This window comes from Streptomyces sp. NPDC015139 (assembly GCF_043079785.1).
Classification (GTDB): Bacteria; Actinomycetota; Actinomycetes; order Streptomycetales; family Streptomycetaceae; genus Streptomyces; species Streptomyces albidocamelliae.
Genome location: NZ_JBIBUW010000004.1, coordinates 194,646 through 214,091, shown reverse-complemented (window position 1 = coordinate 214,091; position 19,446 = coordinate 194,646). Strand labels below are relative to the sequence as shown.

General features: G+C 72.7%; 13 protein-coding genes. 3 read left to right on the top strand and 10 right to left on the bottom strand.

The features are described from left to right. Positions 1-93: 93 nt before the first annotated feature. Positions 94-546, top strand: a complete 453-nt coding sequence (locus tag ACF08B_RS13295; RefSeq protein WP_392317428.1) for an ATP-binding protein — start codon at positions 94-96, stop codon at positions 544-546. Here ACF08B_RS13295 and ACF08B_RS13290 read toward each other — a convergent pair. The 3 genes from ACF08B_RS13290 to ACF08B_RS13280 all read right to left on the bottom strand — a co-directional run bounded on the left by ACF08B_RS13290 (position 506) and on the right by ACF08B_RS13280 (position 4,435). Further along, positions 506-1,951 carry an amino acid permease gene (locus ACF08B_RS13290; RefSeq protein WP_093473966.1) on the bottom strand — a complete coding sequence of 482 codons (1,446 nt, stop codon included), beginning with the start codon at positions 1,949-1,951 and terminating at the stop codon, positions 506-508. The genes ACF08B_RS13295 and ACF08B_RS13290 overlap by 41 nt on opposite strands. Before the next feature lie 138 nt (positions 1,952-2,089). After that, positions 2,090-3,097, bottom strand: coding sequence for an ornithine carbamoyltransferase (argF, locus tag ACF08B_RS13285; RefSeq protein ID WP_093473968.1), 1,008 nt, complete (start codon positions 3,095-3,097; stop codon positions 2,090-2,092). A 114-nt stretch (positions 3,098-3,211) separates the two neighbouring features. Further along, a complete protein-coding gene (locus ACF08B_RS13280; protein WP_392317427.1) occupies positions 3,212-4,435 on the bottom strand; it encodes an arginine deiminase in 1,224 nt (407 codons plus the stop codon). A gap of 134 nt (positions 4,436-4,569) precedes the next feature. Between ACF08B_RS13280 and ACF08B_RS13275 the strand changes: the two genes are divergently transcribed. Continuing rightward, complete coding sequence (locus ACF08B_RS13275) at positions 4,570-5,712, top strand: SPFH domain-containing protein (RefSeq protein WP_392317426.1); 1,143 nt, start codon at positions 4,570-4,572, stop codon at positions 5,710-5,712. Beyond that, positions 5,709-6,599 (top strand): hypothetical protein, encoded by an 891-nt coding sequence (locus ACF08B_RS13270; RefSeq protein ID WP_392317425.1) that lies wholly within the window; start codon positions 5,709-5,711, stop codon positions 6,597-6,599. The genes ACF08B_RS13275 and ACF08B_RS13270 overlap by 4 nt, the downstream gene beginning before the upstream one ends. A gap of 8 nt (positions 6,600-6,607) precedes the next feature. Here the strand turns inward: ACF08B_RS13270 and ACF08B_RS13265 are convergent, their stop codons facing one another. The 7 genes from ACF08B_RS13265 to ACF08B_RS13235 all read right to left on the bottom strand — a co-directional run bounded on the left by ACF08B_RS13265 (position 6,608) and on the right by ACF08B_RS13235 (position 19,418). Next, the gene (locus ACF08B_RS13265; protein ID WP_392317424.1) at positions 6,608-7,147 is read right to left on the bottom strand and encodes a DUF5825 family protein; all 540 of its coding nucleotides are present in this window, start codon (positions 7,145-7,147) and stop codon (positions 6,608-6,610) included. After that, positions 7,144-8,991: a RiPP maturation radical SAM C-methyltransferase gene (locus ACF08B_RS13260; RefSeq protein ID WP_392317423.1), complete on the bottom strand. Its 1,848-nt coding sequence runs from the start codon at positions 8,989-8,991 to the stop codon at positions 7,144-7,146. Before ACF08B_RS13260 ends, ACF08B_RS13265 begins: the two co-directional genes overlap by 4 nt. A 219-nt stretch (positions 8,992-9,210) precedes the next feature. After that, entirely contained in the window at positions 9,211-10,920 is a 1,710-nt protein-coding gene (locus ACF08B_RS13255) for an aKG-HExxH-type peptide beta-hydroxylase (protein WP_392317422.1), read from the bottom strand. Positions 10,921-11,309: 389 nt separating this feature from the next. Further along, the gene (locus ACF08B_RS13250; protein ID WP_392317421.1) at positions 11,310-12,467 is read right to left on the bottom strand and encodes a caspase family protein; all 1,158 of its coding nucleotides are present in this window, start codon (positions 12,465-12,467) and stop codon (positions 11,310-11,312) included. A 64-nt stretch (positions 12,468-12,531) separates the two neighbouring features. Continuing rightward, positions 12,532-16,773 carry an FxSxx-COOH system tetratricopeptide repeat protein gene (gene fxsT, locus ACF08B_RS13245; protein ID WP_392317420.1) on the bottom strand — a complete coding sequence of 1,414 codons (4,242 nt, stop codon included), beginning with the start codon at positions 16,771-16,773 and terminating at the stop codon, positions 12,532-12,534. Further along, entirely contained in the window at positions 16,774-17,835 is a 1,062-nt protein-coding gene (locus ACF08B_RS13240; RefSeq protein ID WP_392317419.1) for an AAA family ATPase, read from the bottom strand. Next, a complete protein-coding gene (locus ACF08B_RS13235) occupies positions 17,832-19,418 on the bottom strand; it encodes a hypothetical protein (protein ID WP_392317418.1) in 1,587 nt (528 codons plus the stop codon). The genes ACF08B_RS13240 and ACF08B_RS13235 overlap by 4 nt, the downstream gene beginning before the upstream one ends. Positions 19,419-19,446 lie beyond the last annotated feature (28 nt).

Genomic DNA, 19,446 nt, shown 5'->3' with positions numbered 1-19,446 from the left:
GTACCGGGGCCTCGGTCCCGGGCGAAGCCCGTCGACGGTCCTCGTGGCCGGGCCCGTACCATTCCTACAGTCGAAAGCAGGACAGCCTGCTCCATGAACGGACTCGCCTTGCACGAACGCCCCGCCGGATCGGCCTCCTGGCGCATCGCACTGCCGCACACCGCGGCGGCCGTGCCGGTGGCGCGCGCCCTCGTGCGCACGGCCATCTCCGAGGTGGAGCACCCTGCCGACTGCGACACCGCCGAGCTGCTGACGGCCGAGCTGGTGGCCAACGCGGTGGAGCACACCGCCGGGCGCGGGCCGATAGAGCTGGTGGTGGAGCTGGCCCCGACCGGCTGCCAGGTCGAGGTGCACGACCCGGACCCGGCGCCGCCCGGTCATCTCACCCGGCCGGTGATCGAGGAGCCCGACCCCTGGCAGGAGGGCGGGCGCGGTCTCCTGCTCATCCGCGCCCTCAGCCAGTCCTGCGGTCACCGCCCCACCCCGTCGGGCAAGGCGGTGTGGTTCAGACTGCCTGCAATTCCCGCTCAGCGTCGTCCGGCGTGACCCCGGCGGCCGTGCGGCCCAGCGTGGAGTGCCGGCGCCCGTAGGCGACGTAGACCAGCAGGCCCACCGCGAGGAACACGGCGAACTGGAGCCAGGTCCGCCAGCCCGTCTCGTACATCAGGTACAGGCAGAAGGCGACGCCGAGCAGCGGGCCGACGGGGTAGAGCGGCACCCGGAAGCTGCGGGTGAGGCCGGGTTCGCGGCGGCGCAGGGCGATGACCACGACGTTGACGACGGCCATGATGGCCAGCGTGCCGATGGTGCACAGGTTCATCACGGCGTCGAGGGAGGCGAAGGCCGCCGGGAGCGCGAAGACGACCGCGACGATCAGCGTGCCGGCGACCGGCGTGGAGGTCTTCGGCGAGACCTTCTCGAAGACGCGCGGGATCAGGCCGTCCCGGGACATCGACATCAGGATGCGGGTCTGGCCGTACATCACGGCGAGCACCACGGAGGCGATGGCGACGACCGCGCCGAAGGCGATGACCCCGCCGCCGATGGTGGAGCCGGTGACCGCGTTGACGACGTACGACAGCGCGGCCGGACGGCCGGCCACCTCGTCGCTGCCGACGGCACCGATCGCGGCGACCGCGACCGCGCAGTACAGCAGGGTGACCAGACCCATGCAGACCATGATCGCCACGGGGATGTCCCGGCGCGGGTTCTTGGCCTCCTCGCCGGCGGTGGTGATCGCGTCGAAGCCGATGTAGGAGAAGAACGCGGCGGTGGTGCCCGCGCCGATGCCGCCGAGGCCGGCCGGGGAGAACGGGGTGAGGTTGCCGTCCTTGAAGGCGCTGTAGCCGATGGCGCAGAAGGCCAGCAGGATGACCAGCTTCACGGCGGCCATGGCGGCGGTCGCCCGGGCGCTCTCCCGCACCCCGCGCACCAGCAGCACGGAGGCCATGGCGATGACGATCACGGCCGGGAGGTTCACGATCCCGCCGTCGCCCGGGCCCGCGGACAGCGCGGTCGGCAGCTGGAGGCCGGTGAGGCTGTGCAGCAGTTCGTTGACGTACTGGCTCCAGCCGACGGCGACCGCCGAGATCGAGATGCCGTACTCCAGCAGCAGGCACCAGCCGACCAGGAAGGCGGAGGACTCGCCGAGGCCGGCGTAGGCGAAGGAGTACGAGGAGCCGGAGACCGGGATCGCGCCGCCCAGCTCCGCGAAGGAGAAGGCGGTGAAGACGCAGGTGATCGCGGCGAGGACGTAGGAGACGACGACGGCGGGACCGGCCTGCGCGACGGAGTCGGAGAGGCCGACGAAGATGCCGGTGCCGACGATGGCGCCGACGCCGAAGCAGATGAGCTGGAAGAGGCCCATCGTGCGCTTGAGGCCGTGTCCTTCGCGGTCGGCGCCGGACTCGGCGACCAGCAGGTGGGGGGATTTGATGCGGGGTGCGGGCATTGCGGGTGGTGCTCGTTTCTGGTGGTGCGGGCGACCGTCGTACGGTCGCGGCGGTGGCACCGGAAGAGGGGTGGCTCCGGGCCGCCGGTCAGGATAAGGCCTGGTGAGCCCCGGAGGGCAAGGCTGCGAGGGGGCGGGTCAGGCGAGGGTGGCGACCAGCACCGCCTTGATGGTGTGCAGACGGTTCTCGGCCTCGTCGAAGACGACGGAGTGCGCGGACTCGAAGACCTCGTCCGTCACCTCCAGGGACCGCAGTCCGTAGGCTTCGTGGATCTCCTGCCCGACCTTGGTGCCCAGGTCGTGGAAGGCCGGCAGGCAGTGCAGGAACTTCACGTCCGGGTTGCCGGTGGCGCGCAGGACGTCCATGGTCACGGCGTAGGGCGCGAGGGCTCTGATCCGCTCGCCCCACACCTCCTTGGGCTCGCCCATCGAGACCCAGACGTCGGTGGCGACGAAGTCGGCGCCCGCGACACCCTCGGTGACGTCCTCGGTGAGGGTGATCCGGGCGCCGCCGGCCTCGGCCAGCTTGCGCGCCCGGGCGACGACCTCCTCGGCCGGCCAGTAGGCCCGGGGGGCGACGATCCGGACGTCCATGCCGAGCAGCGCGCCGGTGATCAGGTAGGAGTTGCCCATGTTGAAGCGGGCGTCCCCCAGGTACGCGAAGGCGATGTCCGGCAGCGGCTTGTCGCTGTGCTCGGTCATGGTGAGCACGTCGGCGAGCATCTGGGTGGGGTGCCAGTCGTCGGTGAGACCGTTGAACACGGGCACCCCGGCGAACGCGGCCAGCTCCTCCAGCTTGGCCTGGCTGTCCCCGCGGTATTCGATACCGTCGAACATCCGGCCGAGGACGCGCGCGGTGTCCTTGACGGACTCCTTGTGCCCGATCTGCGAGCCCACGGGGTCGAGGTAGGTGGTGTGGGCACCCTGGTCGGCGGCGGCGACCTCGAACGCGCAGCGGGTGCGTGTCGAGGTCTTCTCGAAGACCAGCGCGATGTTCTTCCCCCGCAGGTACGGCGTCTCGGCGCCCGCCCGCTTGGCCGCCTTCAGCTCGGCGGCCAGCTCGACCAGGCCGCGGAACTCTTCCTCGGTGAAGTCGAGCTCCTTGAGGAAGTGGCGGCCGGCGAGGGCGGTCGGGACTGTCGCCATGGGGGCGCTCCAGGGGTGCGACGGGCGGGGACCATGGAATTCTATACGAGATTTTGCATTTATATGCGGCCCGCTCGGGTCCGCTCCGTCACACCCCTTCCCGCGTCGGACCCGTCAGACCGCCTCGCGCTCGACCGGACAGCTCATGCAGCGCGGCCCGCCCCGCCCCCGCCCCAGCTCGCTGCCCGGGATCTCGATCACCTCGATGCCCTGCTTGCGCAGATGCGTGTTGGTGGTCGAGTTCCGCTCGTAGGCGACGACGACGCCGGGCTCGACGGCGAGGACGTTGCAGCCGTCGTCCCACTGCTCCCGCTCGGCGGCGTGCACGTCCTGGGTGGCGGTCAGCACCCGGATCTCGCCGAGGCCGAGGGCGGCGGCGATCGCACGGTGCATGTGCTCCGGGGGATGGTCGGTGACCTTCAGCTCCCGCTCCCCGACCCCGGGCTCGATGGTGTACGAGCGCAGCATGCCGAGCCCGGCGTACTGGGTGAAGGTGTCGCCGTCGACCATCGTCATGACCGTGTCGAGGTGCATGAAGGCCCGCCGCTTGGGCATGTCCAGGGCCACGATGGTGCGCGCGGAGCCCGCGGCGAACAGCTTGTGCGCCAGCATCTCCACGGCCTGCGGGGTGGTGCGCTCGCTCATGCCGATCAGCACGGCGCCGTTGCCGATCACCAGGACGTCGCCGCCCTCGATGGTGGAGGGGAAGTCGGCCTGCCCCCGGGACCAGACGTTGAACATCTCCGCACGGAACAGCGGGTGGTGCCGGTAGATCGCCTCGAAGTGCACGGTCTCCCGCTGCCGGGCCGGCCAGCGCATGGCGTTGATGGAGACGCCGTCGTAGATCCACGCCGAGGTGTCGCGGGTGAAGAGGTGGTTGGGCAGCGGGCGGAGCAGGAAGTCGTCCAGGTCCATGACGTGGAAGCGGACGGAGGTCGGTTCGGCGTGGCCGTCCAGGAACTCCCTCTTGGTCATCCCGCCGACCAGGGCCTCGGCCAGCTCGCCCGGGGTCATCCGGTCGAAGGCGGCCCGCAGGTGGTCGGTGGCGAGGGGCCCGTACTCCTTCTCGTCGAAGACCCGGTCCAGGACGAGGGTCCGCGCCTCAGGGAGGGCCAGGGTCTCGGTGAGCAGTTCGCCGAAGAGGTGGACGGTGACGCCGCGGTCGCGCAGGACGTCGGCGAACCCGTCGTGCTCGGCGCGTGCCCGGCGCACCCAGAGCACGTCGTCGAAGAGGAGCGCGTCCTTGTTGCTGGGGGTGAGCCTTTTGAGCTCGAGATCCGGCCGGTGAAGGATGACGCGGCGCAGCCGCCCGGCCTCGGAGTCGACATGGAATCCCATGCCTCCATCCTGACCATCGCACCGCGGCTTCACCCCCGTCTCGGCGGTTTCCGCGTCCCCCAGTTTTCGTCCCCTTGACGACAAGCGGGTGGCCCAATTATCGTCTCCTTGACGAAAACGATCGAGGGGGACTCATGGCCGACATCACCCGGCGCCTCGGCTGGCGCCATCTGCGCGGCGCGCCGACGGCGCACGTCCGGCACCACCGCTCCGGCCGGCTGGTGCACGACGGCACCGGGCTCAGCTTCTGGTTCCGCTCGCTGACCGCCGCGCTCTCCGAGGTCCCCGTGGACGACCGTGAGCTGGCCATGACCTTCCACGCCCGCACGGCCGACTTCCAGGACGTGACGGTGCAGGCCACCGTGACCTACCGCATCGCCGACCCCGCGCTCGCCGCCGGCCGGCTGGACTTCTCCATCGACCCGGACACCGGCGTCTGGCGCGGCACTCCGCTGGAGCAGCTGGGCACCCTGCTCACCGAGACGGCGCAGCAGCACGCGCTGGACGTCCTCGCCCGTACACCGCTGTCGGCGGCGCTCGTCGACGGGGTGGCCGAGGTGCGCGAGCGGGTCGCGGCGGGCCTCGGTGCCGAACCGCGGCTGCCGGCCACCGGCATCGAGGTGGTGGCGGTACGCGTGATGGCCCTGCGGCCGGAGCCGGAGGTGGAGCGCGCCCTGCGCACCCCGGCCCGGGAGCAGATCCAGCAGGACGCCGACCGCGCCACCTACGAGCGGCGGGCCGTGGCGGTGGAGCGGGAGCGCGCCATCGCCGAGAACGAACTGGCCAGCAAGATCGAACTGGCGCGCCGCGAGGAGCGGTTGGTCGACCAGCGCGGCACCAACGCGCGCCGGGAGGCGGAGGAGCAGGCGGCCGCGGACGCGGTACGCGCGCAGGCCGAGGCGGCCCGGTCGGTGAAGCTCGCGGAGGCCGAAGCCGCCCGCTCGGTGAAGCTCGCCGAGGCGGAGGCCACGCGGACGGCGGCCCTCACCGAGGCCGAGGCGGCCCGTACCCTCAGGCTCGCCGAGGCGGAGGCGGCCAAGGCGGTGCGGCTCGCCCGCGCGGAGGCCGAGCGGGCCCGCGAGGTGGGCGAGGCGGAGGCCGCGGCACGGGCGGCGTGGCTGCGGGTGCACGCCGAGGCCGACGTGGCGACCCTGCACGCCCTCGCCGGGATGCGCCTCGCCGAGAACGTGCCGCACATCGACAGCGTGACCATCTCGCCCGACGTGCTGACCGGGCTGCTGGCGAAGCTCGGCGGTCCCGCGGAGGCTCAGGCGTGAGCCTCGCCCCGCGCGCGGTGCTGGTCCACCGGACCACCGAGTACGAGGAGTTGGTGGCCCGGCACGGCACGCACGGCCAGGCCGCCTTCTTCCTCGCCTCCCGCGGCCGGGACATCGCGGAGGTCGCCGACCGCCACCACCGCGCCCACCGCGCCCTGGCCGAGGTGACGGCGGCGGTCCCGCTGACCTGGCGCCAGGCCCGGGTGGAGCGGGGCGACCTGGACCGGTTCCTGTTCGCACCCGAGGACGTGGTCGTGGTGGTGGGCCAGGACGGACTGGTCGCCAACGTCGCCAAGTACCTGACGGGACAACCGGTGATCGGCATCGACGCCGACCCCGGCCGCAACCCCGGTGTGCTGGTACGCCACCGTCCCCGCGACACGGCGAAGCTGCTCGCGGCGGACACCGGGTGCGAGGAGCTGACCATGGTCGAGGCGGTGGCCGACGACACGCAGCGGCTGGTCGCGCTCAACGAGATCTACCTGGGCACACCCGGCCACCAGACCGCCCGCTACCGCCTGGGCCTCGACGGCGACGGGGGTGTCGTCGAGGCCCAGGCCTCCTCGGGGGTGCTGGTGGGAACCGGCACCGGCGCGACCGGCTGGCTCCGCTCGGTGTGGCAGGAGCGCGGCGGCCGGCTCGCGCTGCCCTCCCCCACCGAGGAACGACTGGTGTGGTTCGTCCGCGAGGCCTGGCCGTCACCGGCCACCGGCACCAGCCTGGTGGCGGGTGAACTGGGCACCTCGGCCGGCCTGACGCTCACCGTGGAGTCCGACCGCCTCATCGCCTTCGGCGACGGCATGGAGACGGACGCCCTCCAGCTCACCTGGGGCCAGACGGTACGCGTGGGGGTGTGCGGGGAGCGGCTGCGGCTGGCGGGACGGTGAGGCGGGGGTCAGATCGCCGTGCAGGGGACCGGCCACTGCCGGACGCGTGGGGGGAGGGCCACCGCCCAGCCACCGGTGACGAGGACCAGCCGCTCGGCGGCGAGGAGGTCCGCGGCCTCGCACTCGGTGGTGCCGAGCGCGTCGAGGGGTGTGGGCGTGAGGAGCCGCAGGAAGGTGGCGTGGAGATCGGGGTGGTCGAGGGTGAGCCGGACCGCCGTGCCCTCCTGCCTGCGGTCCAGGACGGTCACGAAGCCGGGGCCGCGCCGGTGGTAGAGGCTGCCGAAGGTGTACCCGCTCCGCCACTGGGCCAACTCCGATGGGGAGCAGGCCAGTTCTACCGGTGGCGGCAGATGGCGCAGTACGCCGAGGTCCCAGGCCGGGCTGCCGGTCGCCCGCCAGCCGACGCTCAGTCCGAGGCCCTGGCATTCGCGCAGGAACCCGACCGCCTCCGCCGTCTCCCGGCCCTCCCCGCCGAGGTCCAGGGGCTCCGTCACCTCGACCCGGCGCCCGGCGATCCGGTACGGCACGGTCGCCGGCAGCCCGCTCATCCGGCCCCCTCGGTCAGCCGGACCGGCTCGCCCCATGTCGGCAGGGCCACGTACGTGGTTCCGTCACGGAACAACAGGGCCGAGGAGAAGGCCTGGCGCACCCAGTCCCCCAGGGCCTCCACCGTCACCCCGTGGCCGTCGGCGGTCAGCAGCCGGTGCAGGGCGGGCAGGGTACGGCCGTCCTCCAGCAGCCGCAGCGCCGCGGCGCGCCAGCCGGTGAACCGATGGGTGGCCGGCGGCCGTCCATGCCGTCGGTCGTGCACCAGCAGCTCCGCGCCGTCCTCCTCGAACAGCAGCCGGGAGTGCGCGTACCCCGACCGCCACTCGGCGACGGCCTTCCCGAGCCGCCGCTCGGCCGGTCCCGAGATGCCCGCGTCCTCGGTGTCGAACAGATAGACGAGGTCGGCGAGTTCACCCTCGGGCAGGTCGTAGACGTGCTGGTACATCTCGGCCGGGCGGCGCTTGCCGAAGCCCCGGCCCGGGTCCGTGAAGTGCGGGCTGAAGCGCTCCAGCTGGATGCGGTGGGCACCGCTCGGCGGCTGGAGATGGACCAGGGCGGGCAGCTGCTCGACGACGGACGTGTAGTCCTCGGCGGTCTCGCCGGGGAAGCCGTAGAGCAAATTCCAGGAGCAGGTCAGCGCGTGGTTCTCGCACTCGCGCAGGGTGCGCACGTTCCGGGCGCCGGTGACACCCTTGTCCATGAGGTCCAGGACGCGGCTGCCCAGGCTCTCTATACCGGGCTGGATGTGCACCGTGCCGGACGCGCCGAGGAGTCCGAGCTGCGCGGGGGTGAGGTTCGACTTGACCTCGTAGTGCAGCCGCAGGTCCCAGCCGCTGTCGACGACTCGGGGCAGGAAGTCCCGGAAGTACGCCATGTCGATGATGTTGTCGACCGTGACCACGTCGAGGATGCGGTGCCGGCGCACCAGCCGGTCGATCTCCGCCCACAGCCGCTCTCCCGGCTTGGCACGGAAGGCCATCGCGGAGCCGTTGAGCCCGCAGAAGGTGCAGTGGTGCTTCTCGCCCCACCAGCAGCCCCGGGCCCCCTCCACCACCAGTTTCGGATGGACGTACTCCTGGACCGGGGAGGCGTCCAGGGCCGTCTGCCACTGGTCGTAGTCGGGCGCGGGGATGTCGGCCGGTGCCACGGTGCGCCGGGTCTCCGCGTTGGCCCGCGACAGGGTGCCGTCCCACCAGCACAGCCCCGGCACGTCGTCGGGCACGGTGCCCGCGTCCAGGTGGCCGAGCAGGGCGGGGAAGGCGTACTCGGCCTCACCGCGCACCACATGGTCGACGAAGGGGTGGTTGCGGTGCAGGGCGTGCCCCATCGGGCCGTCGCAGTTGCTGCCGCCGAAGACGACCGTCAACCCGGGTCTTCTGCGCTTGAGTTCGCGAGCCAGGGCGAGGGAGGGGACGTTCTGCATGAAGGTGCTGGTGAACCCGACCACGTCCGGCTCGGCGGCCAGCACCTCGTCGGCGCACCGGGCGACGAACTCGGCGGCGTACGGCCGCATGGCCACGGCGGTGTCGACGAAGACGTCCCGGGTGGCCGCGTAGTCCCGCAGCCGGGCCAGACCCCAGCCGGGGTCGTCGTACAGGACACCGGAGAAGACCCAGTCGCCGAGGCCGTGGAAGATCGCGTCGCTGCCGACGGCCGTGTAGTCACCCGGCCGCAGCCGGCCGCCCGAGTGCTCCAGCAGGAACTCCGCCCAGCGGAGCGACCCGTGGAACTCGGTCACCTCGTCGCCGGGGCGGCCGCGCCGCACGATCCGGTTCAGCAGGCCCAGTTGGAGCGAGGGCAGATCGATCGGATGCCACGGCATCGTGACCAGGTGGACGCGCATGCTCAGCGGGTCGGCCGCTTCTCCAGGATCGCCGGCCGGCGGCCGGTGCCGGGCTGGTCCTCCCGGACGACGACCTTCTTGATCTCCATCTCGACTCCCCCTCGCAGCCGTGCGAACACCCTTGCGCCGCACGGCCGTCCACCATATGGACGAAGGTGTGCGGGACACAAGGGCGTTCTGTGACGGCGGGGTGCCGGGCGGGAGTGAGGCGCCGGGCGATCAGGTGCCGGGCCGGGGCCCGGGCAGCTCGGGGCGGGCCAGCATACGGCGGGTGGCACGGCCGTCGACGAGGGCGGCTCGGGCGACGATCCAGCCCGCCAGGGCGTGGGGTTCGGCCGGGTCGTCGGCGAGTGCGTCGGTGTAACGGGCGAGGGCGGCCGCCGGGTCGCCCGCGGCCAGATGCTCGTCGGCGGTACGCGGTGCGCTCGGACGCGTGGCGAAGGCATGGGTGCGCAGGTCCGGCCAGAAGGCACGGTCGGAACGGAACCGGAGACCCGACGGTCCGGCCGGTGCGGAGGGGTCGGGCGGCTCGACGTTCCGTAGCCGCCATTCCGTGCGATGCAGCGCGGCGGCCGTACGGGCGCGGCTCAGGGCCGCGGCGGGCACGGGCTCGTGCAACCAGTCGTCCAGGGTGGCCGCAAGCCCCGCGACGAGGGCACGTCCCTCGGCGGTGAGACGGCCGGTGGCCAGCAGGGTGCGCACGACGAGCCGGCTCTGCAGTCGGCGCAGGGCGAAGTGGTAACCGGCCTCCTCCGCCGCCCGGTCGTCCGGCGCCGGCGCCAGTCGGTCCCGCCAGAAACCGGCGACGCCGGTGAACGCGTAGGCGCCGTGCAGCAGGCCGGTGAGGTGCCGCGGGTCGGCCCGCCATGGGGCGTAGTAGCGCTCCTCACGGTCGTCGTCGAGCAGCGGGAAGAGATGCAGCAGGGCGGCGAGCTTGCTGTGCTGGAACTCGTGCACGAGGGTCTCGGCGAGAGGCAGCGCGGCGGCGGGGCGGGCGATCACCATCGCGCCGTAGGCGTCGCCGCTCGACGCCGACACCCGGACGTCCGGTGGGGCGGGCGGCAGGACACCGGTACGGCCGCAGGGGACGACGGCGCGGACGGCGGCCGGATCGAGCCGCCCGGGTCCGGTACCGCCCGGTGCGGCGAGCAGCGCGCTTGCCTCCTCGAACAGTTTCTGCCACGCCTCGGCCTCCGCGTCGTCCAGCCGGGCGGGCGGCAGCGGATCGTCGAGGTCGCGGTACGGGTCGAGGTCGTCCAGGGGGATGGCCACGGGGCCGGCGGGAGAGTGGTGGGTCAGGGTACGCAGCGGGAGCCAGGAGGCGCCGCCGTTCGACGTGTCCGCCTCGGCTCCGGACGCGTGGCTGCCCGTCGGTACGCCCACGGGTGACGTCGCCGGCCGGACCGTCAGGGACGTGACGCCGCCACCGTCCGCCGGACCGCTGAGGGTCAGCTCCCCCCGGTGCGTGCGGGCACGTCCGACCGTCAACCCGGGTTCGGCGCGCACGAGTCGGGCCAGTCCGAGCCCCGGGAGGAACAGGCGACCGTCGGTCAGGGCGACCCTGAGCTCCGTCTCCGTGCCCGCGCTCAGCGACGCCGAGAGGGCCAGTGCGCACAGGTGACCCGCCTCGGCCCACAGCGGCGGCCCCGACGCCGTGCCGTGCAGCCGCCGCAGGGCGTGGGCCATCCAGCCGCCGGTCGCGGGGGCGAGCAGCAGCCGGTCGACCGGCTCGGGGGCCCGCTCGGCGGCCTCCCGGAGGGCACGCCAGGCCTCCGCGGTCGGCGACAGGGGGGTCGGCAGTGCCTCCAGCCGGTCCAGCAGGGTCCGCAGGAGCAGCAGCCGGCGTGCCCGCTCCCCCCGTTCCAGAAACGCGACGGCCTCGGCGGAGCCACCACCGGCCGCCAGCTCCGCGAAGAGTCGGTCGGGCATGCGGAGGGGGGCGGGGGGCTGCGCGCTGATCACGGGCGGAAGACCTCCGGTCACGGGGCGTGGCGTTCGGAGCCACGCGGTCGCACCGACCTCGTCGCGGCTCCGGAACCGGTCCGACGGTGGCTACGCAGCTCCTGGAGGGCCCTCTCCCCCACCCCTCATGCCGTTGCCCGCCCGGAGGACCTCCTCGAACAGGCGGGCGTCGGGCCGGAGCGGATCAAGTTCGTCCAAGGACGTCAGCGGCAGCGTCGCGACGTCTGCGAGGTCCGACTCCAACCAGTCCGAAATCGCGACATCGACGGGCTCATTGACGGCGGGTTCGGAGTTGCACAGAGCGCTCGGCTGCTCCAAGGTGTCTCCCCCTCATTTGTCGCCGTGCGACGCCCCGATCATTGCACATGGAGCCCTGCGTTCTCGCCGCGCTCGCGCGAGTGGACGAGTTCGCTCAACGCCTTCCCGAGTTCGGCGCGGCGACCGGGGTGGTCGTCGACCGAGAGGACGGCGTCGTACAACTGCCACAGACTCTCGGGGCGCTGACGAGCGAGCGTGGTGAGGATGCCTACGGCGTCGGTACGAGCCTTGCTGTGGCGCGGCAGTGTGCCGGCCAGCCCAGGGCCCAACGCGGAGACAACGGCCTGCCGTTCGAGCGGATCTGTCATCAACGGGTAGGCGATCAGGGCGTTCACGGCGCGTCCCAGTGCGGACACCGGACGCTCCTCGGCAACCGGAGCGTCGGCGGCCGCCAGTACCTCGGTACGCCCGGGGGCTCGGAGTTGGATCTCGGGGTGCTGGTGAGTGCGCCCGGCCCCGCGCAGAGCGGCGATCCGCTCCCCCGCGGCGGCGAACAGTTCCTCGGGGTCCAGGAGCGCGGGCAGGATGCGGGGCCGGCCCGCCAGGAGACCGAGCAGCACGTCCGAGAAGAGACCGGTGGCCCGTACGGGATCGTTGGCCGCCTGCCTGCCGCGGCCCGCCGCACGCATCAGCACCTGCCGGTGGGCGAGGGTGCGCTGCCCGACAGGCAGCGCCTCGGACGGCAGCGGATCGCGGAAGGCGAGAGCCTCCTCGAACGTCTCGCATGCATCCACGATCCACAGCTGCTCGACGAACCCGGGGACGGCGTCGCTCGTGTAGCGGCCGAGTGCGGACTCCAGATCGATGGAGACCTTGTCGTTCGTAGTGGCGTCCGCGCAGAACAGCCGTGTACGGCCGGCCCGGTCGAGAACACCGTGACCGCCCCACCAGACGCACAAGAAGTCCCCCTCGCTTCGCGGCAGTTCGCGTACCAGCACCCGGCGCAGCGTGGCCTGGTCGGCGGGACGGTACGCGACGCCCGGAGTGCAGGAGGCCAGCGGAGCCAGGTGAAGGCGGAGTTGTGCCTCGGGCACACCGGCGGTGCGCAGCAGCCGGTGGAAGGCCACGGCGTCGCGAGCGGGTCCTGGCAGGTCCCAGGCGGCGCCGGCCTCGTAGGCCTCGATGCCGACGATCAGGGCATGCACCCGGTGCGGGTGTACGCGAGAAGTCGGCGGATCCTCCGTCGGCCCTGTCATGGCGGACACACATCCTCTCCCGTCGAGGGTGAGGCGGGGTTGTTCCGGCAACCGGCCCCGCTGTCTAGAGCTGCGCGGGAGCCATGTCGCACTCGACGCGTCGCCGTTGGCGCGCTGCCAGGAGCCACGGGTGGTCGGGGCGGACCACGCCGGCCAGACCCTCCACCGCCACGCGCTGCCGCTCGTCGGCCGCCGCCCCGCGGCCCAGACCGCGCAGGTCGAGGGAGAGGTTCGTCGCGCAGGACAACGTCAGCGGGTGCTGCTCGCCCGCCACCTCGGCGAGCATCCGCAGATTGGCCTCATCGATCTCGTGTGCGTGCTCGAAGTCCAGGCTCGCATAGGCCGTGTTGCCCTGGCCGATGGCGAGGGTCAGGGCGATCACGTGGGCGGATCCCACTGTCTCGCGGAGCGCGCGGGCCGCGTCGTCCTCCAGCGCCCGGGCGGAGTCGAGATCACCGAGGGCACGCAGGGTGGCGGCCAGCATGGCCTTGGACAGCAGCGTGTGGGCGTGGCTCCGCCCCAGACGCTGCTCGTATCGCCGTACGGTCGTCTCGGCCAGCTGACGGGAGGCTTCGAGATCTCCGCACAGGCGTCGGTCGACGAACACGTTGACCGCCGTGGACAGCGAGTCGAAGTGCTCGACGCCGAACCGGGCGACCGTACGCCGCAGTGTCGCCTCCGAGAGCCTGGCGGCCTCGGCTGTCGCCCCGTCGCGGCGCCGGCAGACGGCGAGGGTGCGGGCGATGCGCAGACTCAGCGGGTTTTCGGCGCCGAGCGCGGCACGCGCCCTGCGGTGCACGTCCTCCTGCAGGTCCCGGGCGCCCGGGTAGTCGCCGGCCTCCAGTGTGTCGATGGTGAGGGCGTTGAGGCTGTTGAGGGTGAAGAAGTTGGCGGGTCCCAGCAGGAGGTCACGTACCCGGGCGTTCTCCTGGTCCAGGGGAAGCGCCTCCTTGAACTGGCCGCACTGCCGCAGGTCCACGCCCCAGCTGTGGGTGGCGCGCAGAGTGATGGGATCGTCAGGGCCGAACAGGGAGCGTGCCAGCTCACTGGCTTCTCTGCTCAGCTCCCGCGCCTCCTGGAACAACCCCTGGTAGCGGCGCGCGTCCGCCAGCTCGCACAGCGAGTCGATCATGACCTCGGGCTCGGCGTCGATACGACGCGACACCTGGAGCGCGGCCTCGCTGAGCGGGATCGACTCCGCGACCTGCCCGACCTGACGCAGCACGAACGCCAGGCACTTCGACATCCGCACGACGTGAATGTCCTCCTCGCCCGAGGCCGTGAGCCAGGCTCGGTGGGCCTGCCGCGCGAGTTCCACGGCACCCGCCTGGTCGCCCCAGTAGTAGAGGAACCACACCATGTCGTGGACCAGGTCGCGCACCCAGGTGTCCGTGCTGGCAACCGCGTGCGACGCGAGAACATGAGGCAGTAGCGTCTGGAAGTCGCGCCACTCGGCCGAGGAGGCGAAGCGGCCTCGCTTGGACGCCGACAGCAGCTGATGCGCCGCGTCCCGCATCCGCTCCCGTTCCTCCGGCACCAGCTTCGCCAGGAGGACCGTCTGCAGGAGGCGGTGCATCTGCAGGGTGTCGGATCGCGGATCCACCTTGACCAGCGAGAACTGGCTGAGGTCACGGACGGCACGGTTCAGCCTGATCGGTTCGCGCAGCAGGGGGTCGATGTCGGGTGTGATGCTCACACCACGGCTGCCGCGCAGCAGCGCCCGCGGAATGGGCTCCGGTGCCATGGACGCACAGATGTCGAGCAGTTGGCGCGCGCCCGGATTGTTCTCCCGGAGGCGCTCCAGCGAGATGTCCCACGCGGCGGCGACGGAGACCGGGTAGTCGGGAGCCGGATCGAGGTCGAGGATCTCCGGGCTGCGCTGGGCGAGCAGGTCCAGGTACTCGTCGACCTGCATGCCCGTGACGGCATGCCAGGTGCCGGCCTGCTCCACTCCGAGCGGGAGGTCGCCGAGGGCGTCGGCAAGCCGGTCCGCGTCCGCGGTCGACAGGTCGGCGGAGCGCTTCTGGAGCAGCTCGATGGACTCCTCCCGCTCGAAGACGTTCACCGGCAGCGGGGTGGCCACCCTTTCCCAGGCACGGTTCCGGGAGGTGACGATGATCTTCCCCGGGCCGTTGGGCGGGAAGTATGCGCGCACCGCCTCGACGTCCTCGGCGTTGTCGAAGACGAGCAGCCAGTCCGCGTACGGCGTGCCGGTGCGCAGCGCCTCCAGGACGGCCGGCACCGCGGTGTTGGCCGCCGGTGCGCCTCCGTCGTCGCGGTCCGTCGGGACGACGCCGAGGTGGGACGCCAGGCCGGCCAGTGACGCCAGGATCAGGCTCTCCCGCTCGGCGGGGATCCAGCAGATCACCTTGTAGTCGTGCTGGTGCCGGTAGACGTACTCCAGGACGAGCTGGGACTTGCCGACACCGCCCAGGCCGTGCAGCGCGTGCGGCAGCACGGCGGCGGTGTCCTGCGCGGCCAGTTGTTCCTCCACGACCCTGAGGAGTTCCTGCCGGCCCACGAAGGACGTGTTCCGCAGGGGGACGTTCACCAGGAGGGCAGGCGATCCCGCCGACTTGCTCTTCATGCCCGGCCATGCCTCCATCGCTCGCTCGGTCAGGTCGGAACGCGCGGTCGCGTCGTCGGGTACCGCCCCGGAAGCCCTGGTCGCGGCCGGCCTGCCGTTCAGTGCTCTGGGCCGGTCGCCAGGGGCGTCGGGGGCTCCGGGCTCCGCCTCGATGCGGCGGGCGCGCTCGGAGTACGGTCCTGCGAGCGCGTGCAGCACCGCCAGTTCGCTGCGCACCCAGCCGCGTGCGGCGGGGTCGGGCAGCGTGGCCCCCGTCGGGTTGCGCAGGGCGGCGCGCAGCGCGACGCCCCGCCCGCCCGCGGCGGGCAGCTCTCCCACCATGCCGACGGTGCGCGCGAGTTGGGTGCGGCTGGTGGTGGCGAGGAGCGCCTCGCGCACTCCGTCGGCGAAGTCGGGTGCTCCGGCGTCCCCGTTCCAGTCGATGAGGCCGCCCATCAGGATCTCGGCGAGGTGTTCCGGGCCGGTCTCCGGCATGACGCGCTGCTGGAGTTGCTCCACGAGGGGGAAGTCCAGCGGGATCACGGCCAGTTGGGTGGCGAGGCGTCGGGCGGCCGGTGTCGCGAGCGTCAGGAAGCGGTGCACCGCGGTGACGGCGGCCTGCCGGGACTCGGGGGCCCGCAGACCCGGCGCCGGTGTGCTCCTGGTGAGGGTGCCCGTCGGCACGACGGGCAGCGTGCGGCGCACTCCGCGTTCGCCGGTCACAAGGTCGGCCCACGCCGCGAGGGAGCCGGGTTTGAGGGACAGCACGGGCACGGGCACGGCGTCGTCGGCGTCGGGCAGGGGCCGTAGCGGATCGTGGCCACCCGGTGGGGCCCGGTGGTCGAGGCCCGTGTTGGCGACGCCAAAACCGCCGGCTTCCAGCTCGGCGGGGTACGGGTGGAGCGAGCTGCGGTGACGCAGATGGGGTGGGAGCAGATGGACGAGGGCCGTGGGTCCGGCCCGGCCCAGGCGGCCGAGGAGCCGGTCGGCGGCGGGGCCGGCCCACCCGTGACCGAGGCCGTCCGTGACGACGAGGAAGATCCTGTCGCCGATGCCGTTGAGGATCTCGGCGGGAGCCACCGTGGCTCGCGCGGCACCCCACCGCAGCCTGGGCTCCCCGGTGAGCGGTACGGCCACACCGGCGGTGCGCACGGCGCGGAAGGCGCCGCTGTGTTCGGCGGCGGCGCGCAGGCCTGCCGTCTCCTGCGCCCAGACGGTCATGGTGGGGCCGTCGTCGACCAGGACGACCAGGTCGAAGGCGGTGGCTTCGGCCGGACGGAACCACGGCATCCACAGTTCGTCGAAGACACCCCGTTCGGCGGTGCGTTCCTCGTCCAGTCGTACGGCGTCACGCGACGGCACCCGGCGCGCCAGCCGGTGCAGGGCACGGGCCAGTGCCGCGGCGCGTCCGTCCGGACCTCGTCGGCCTGTGCCCGGCCCGGGCAGGACGGGCGCTCCCAGGTGTACGCGGGCCGGGCCGTCCGGGTCGGGTGCGAACAGCGGGCCCGGGGCGGGGCCGTCGCCCGTCTGTGCTTCGGGCTGCTCCTCGCGCGGCCGGTCGGGGACGGGACGCGGGGGCGGGCCGTCCGTCCGGTCACCCGCGGCCGACGGCATGGCATCCGCGCTGGTGGGACGTCCGGCGCGGGCCCAGTGCGCAGCCAGCCAGACGGCGTCGGCCAGCTCCTGCCAGTGCGGCGCGGACTGCGGCCGCTCGGTGGCGGACGGTCCCGTCTCCTTCATTCAGCGGCCTTTCGCAAGGTCGCGCAGGAGCATCTCCACGAGCTTGCGTCCGCTCGCGTCGGCGGGGAACGTACCGGCCGTGGTCAGTTGAACGGCGTTGAGCAGCTGGTCCAGCGAGTGCGTTCCGCCTGCCTCGACCCGCTGGACGAACAGGTCGACCAGGACCTCCGCGTCCGGCGGCCGCACCCTGAGGTGGCTGTCCACTATGGCGAGGAGCTGATCCCGAGTGGGTGTGCGCATCTCCAGGGGAAGGCAGCGCCGGCGGAAGGCGGCGGGGAACTCCCGCTCACCGTTGCTGGTGATGACCACGACCGGGAACTCCCGGCATTCCACACGCCCTTGCCGGAGGTCCGCCGAGCCACCCGGGTCGCTGGTGCGGACCCGCGCACGGTCCGAGGCGTCCCGCACCAGCTCGGGGATCTCGTAGCTGCCGTTCTCCAGTACGTGCAGCAGGTCGTTGGGCAGGTCGATGTCGCTCTTGTCGAGTTCGTCGACGAGCAGGACGCGCGGACGGTCGTAGGGCAGCAGCGCCGTGCCCAGTGGGCCCAGGGTGATGAAGTCACCGAGGGCGGGAGGCGGTTGCTCTTCCGTCTCCGAAGACTCGACGGCCGCCGTCTCCCGCGGACGCAGGCCCGCCCGCCAGGCGGCGATGGCCTGCGCGCGGCCCAGCGCGTCGTGGGAGTACAGCCCGTCCCGCAGGGTGGTGCGGCTGACGATGTTCCACTCCAGGACGCGTCCGAGGCCGAGTTCACGGGACATGAGGTAGGCGAGGGTGGACTTGCCGACGCCGGGCGCGCCGGTGACGAGGAGGGGGCGGCGCAGCAGGAGTGCGGCGTTGACGACGTCGACGCTGTCGGGGTCGAGCTGCGGTACCGCGTCGACCTGTCCGAGGCGGCGCAGCGCGGCGTGCTCGTCGCCGGGTGGCGCGGGCTGCGGCGGACCGCCCCGGAACCGGCGCCACGGTGGTGCCGGCAGCAGAGACGGCGGTGGCCCGCCGGGAGCCGCCCCGGTGGCCTCGAAGACCCGCCAGTCCCGACCGTCCGCTGCTTCCGGCCCACTCATACGGGCGCCTCCTCGCTGTCGATGGTGCCCAGGCCGGCCGGACTGTCGACGCCGTGCGCGGCAGGGGCGTGACCGGTGACGGTCTGTATGTCGACCAGCCGGTTGGGGTCGTCCCAGAAGAAGGCGATGTGTCTGCCGAGCAGCAGGGGACCTGCCGCGTGGAGTTCCGCCGTCCGTCTCAGCTGGTGAATGACGGCCGGGAGCCGCGTCGGTTGCTGGACGGCGGCGAACACGGCGGTCACCACCTCGCGGCGCTCCTCCAGGAACTCGCCTCTGCGGTCCCACACGGCGAGTCCGATGCCTTCGGCGACGGCCGCCTTGAACGCGTCCGTCGCCGCGCCACCGTCCGGGGCGTCGAGAACGGCGGCCGTACGGCCGGGCTCCGCGGCGAGGGCCGCCTGCCACTCGTCCAGCCCCGCGGCATCGGACATCCGCCAGCCGTGGACCGCGATGCCCCGGTCCTGCAGGGTGGTCCAGCGTTCCTGCCACTGGGCCCTGACCAGGACGTCGTTGCTGCGCATCCGCTCCAGACTGCGCAGATGCACGCTGTACTTCAGGCCCAGGGGCAGCGGCTTGCCGTCGCCCGACTGCACGGTCAGTCCGGCCACGTTGTGGTTGAGCAGGTCGTACGGGAGGACGAACTCGACGTACGGCGCGGGTGGTTCGAACCCGCCGAGACCGCGTTCCCGGGGGGCCGACGGGAGCCGCAGGACCTGCCGCAGGGCACGTTCGACCGCGCCCCCGAGTCCGTCGAGACCTGTCGTCTCCGGATCGCCGGGCCGCGGGTGCCAATAGCCGGGGACGGTGTTCAGCCAAGGGCGGACGACGATGTCTCCGGAGCCGTCGTCGGCCGGTTCGACGGCCACGACCAGGCATCGGGGAATCGTCGGGTCGGGTCGGGTCTCCGCCCGCTCGTTCCGGCGCCGTTCGAGTGCGGTCAGCAGCCCGGCCCGAGTGGCCCAGGCCACCGCCCAGGCGGAGAGGGCCCGCCGCCACTGCGCGGCACGGACGAGTTCGGCCGCGTGCTCCATCAGCAGGACGGCGGGGGGCAGGCCGTCCGGCTGGACGTTCAGGTCCGCGACGTAGGCGAAGAGGCGACCGGGAGAGAGGTTCGGCGGCAGGTCCACATGCAGGTCACCGACGAGACCGTCGCGGAGGCCGCCCGCGGACAGCTTGCCCTCGACGGCGTCCAGGAGGGCCAGCGCGGAATCGACGTCACGATCGGTGAGCGGACCGGGCACCGTCGGCGGGGCGTCGGCCGGCGGGCTGTCGCCCGGGCGGATCAGGTCCTCGATCCGGGCGGCGGCCGCAGCCCCTTCGAAGACGCGCACCACGTCGGCCAGCACCCGAGCGCCGGCCTGCACGTTCAGTGCCGTCCGCACCAAGGCGATGACGTCCTCGCGCTGCTTGGTGCCCCGCAGGTCGATGTGCGCGTCCAGGTGGTCCGAGAGGACCCCCGCGAAGAAGGCGCGACCCGCCTGGTCCTCCAGGCAGCTCAGCTCGCACAGTGCCTCCGTCAGGCGGAACAGCAGTTCACTGCCCGGCAGCCGCCCGAACTCCCCTAACCCAGCCGCTGTTTCCACCGACCTTCCCCCACGAGCCGGCACACCT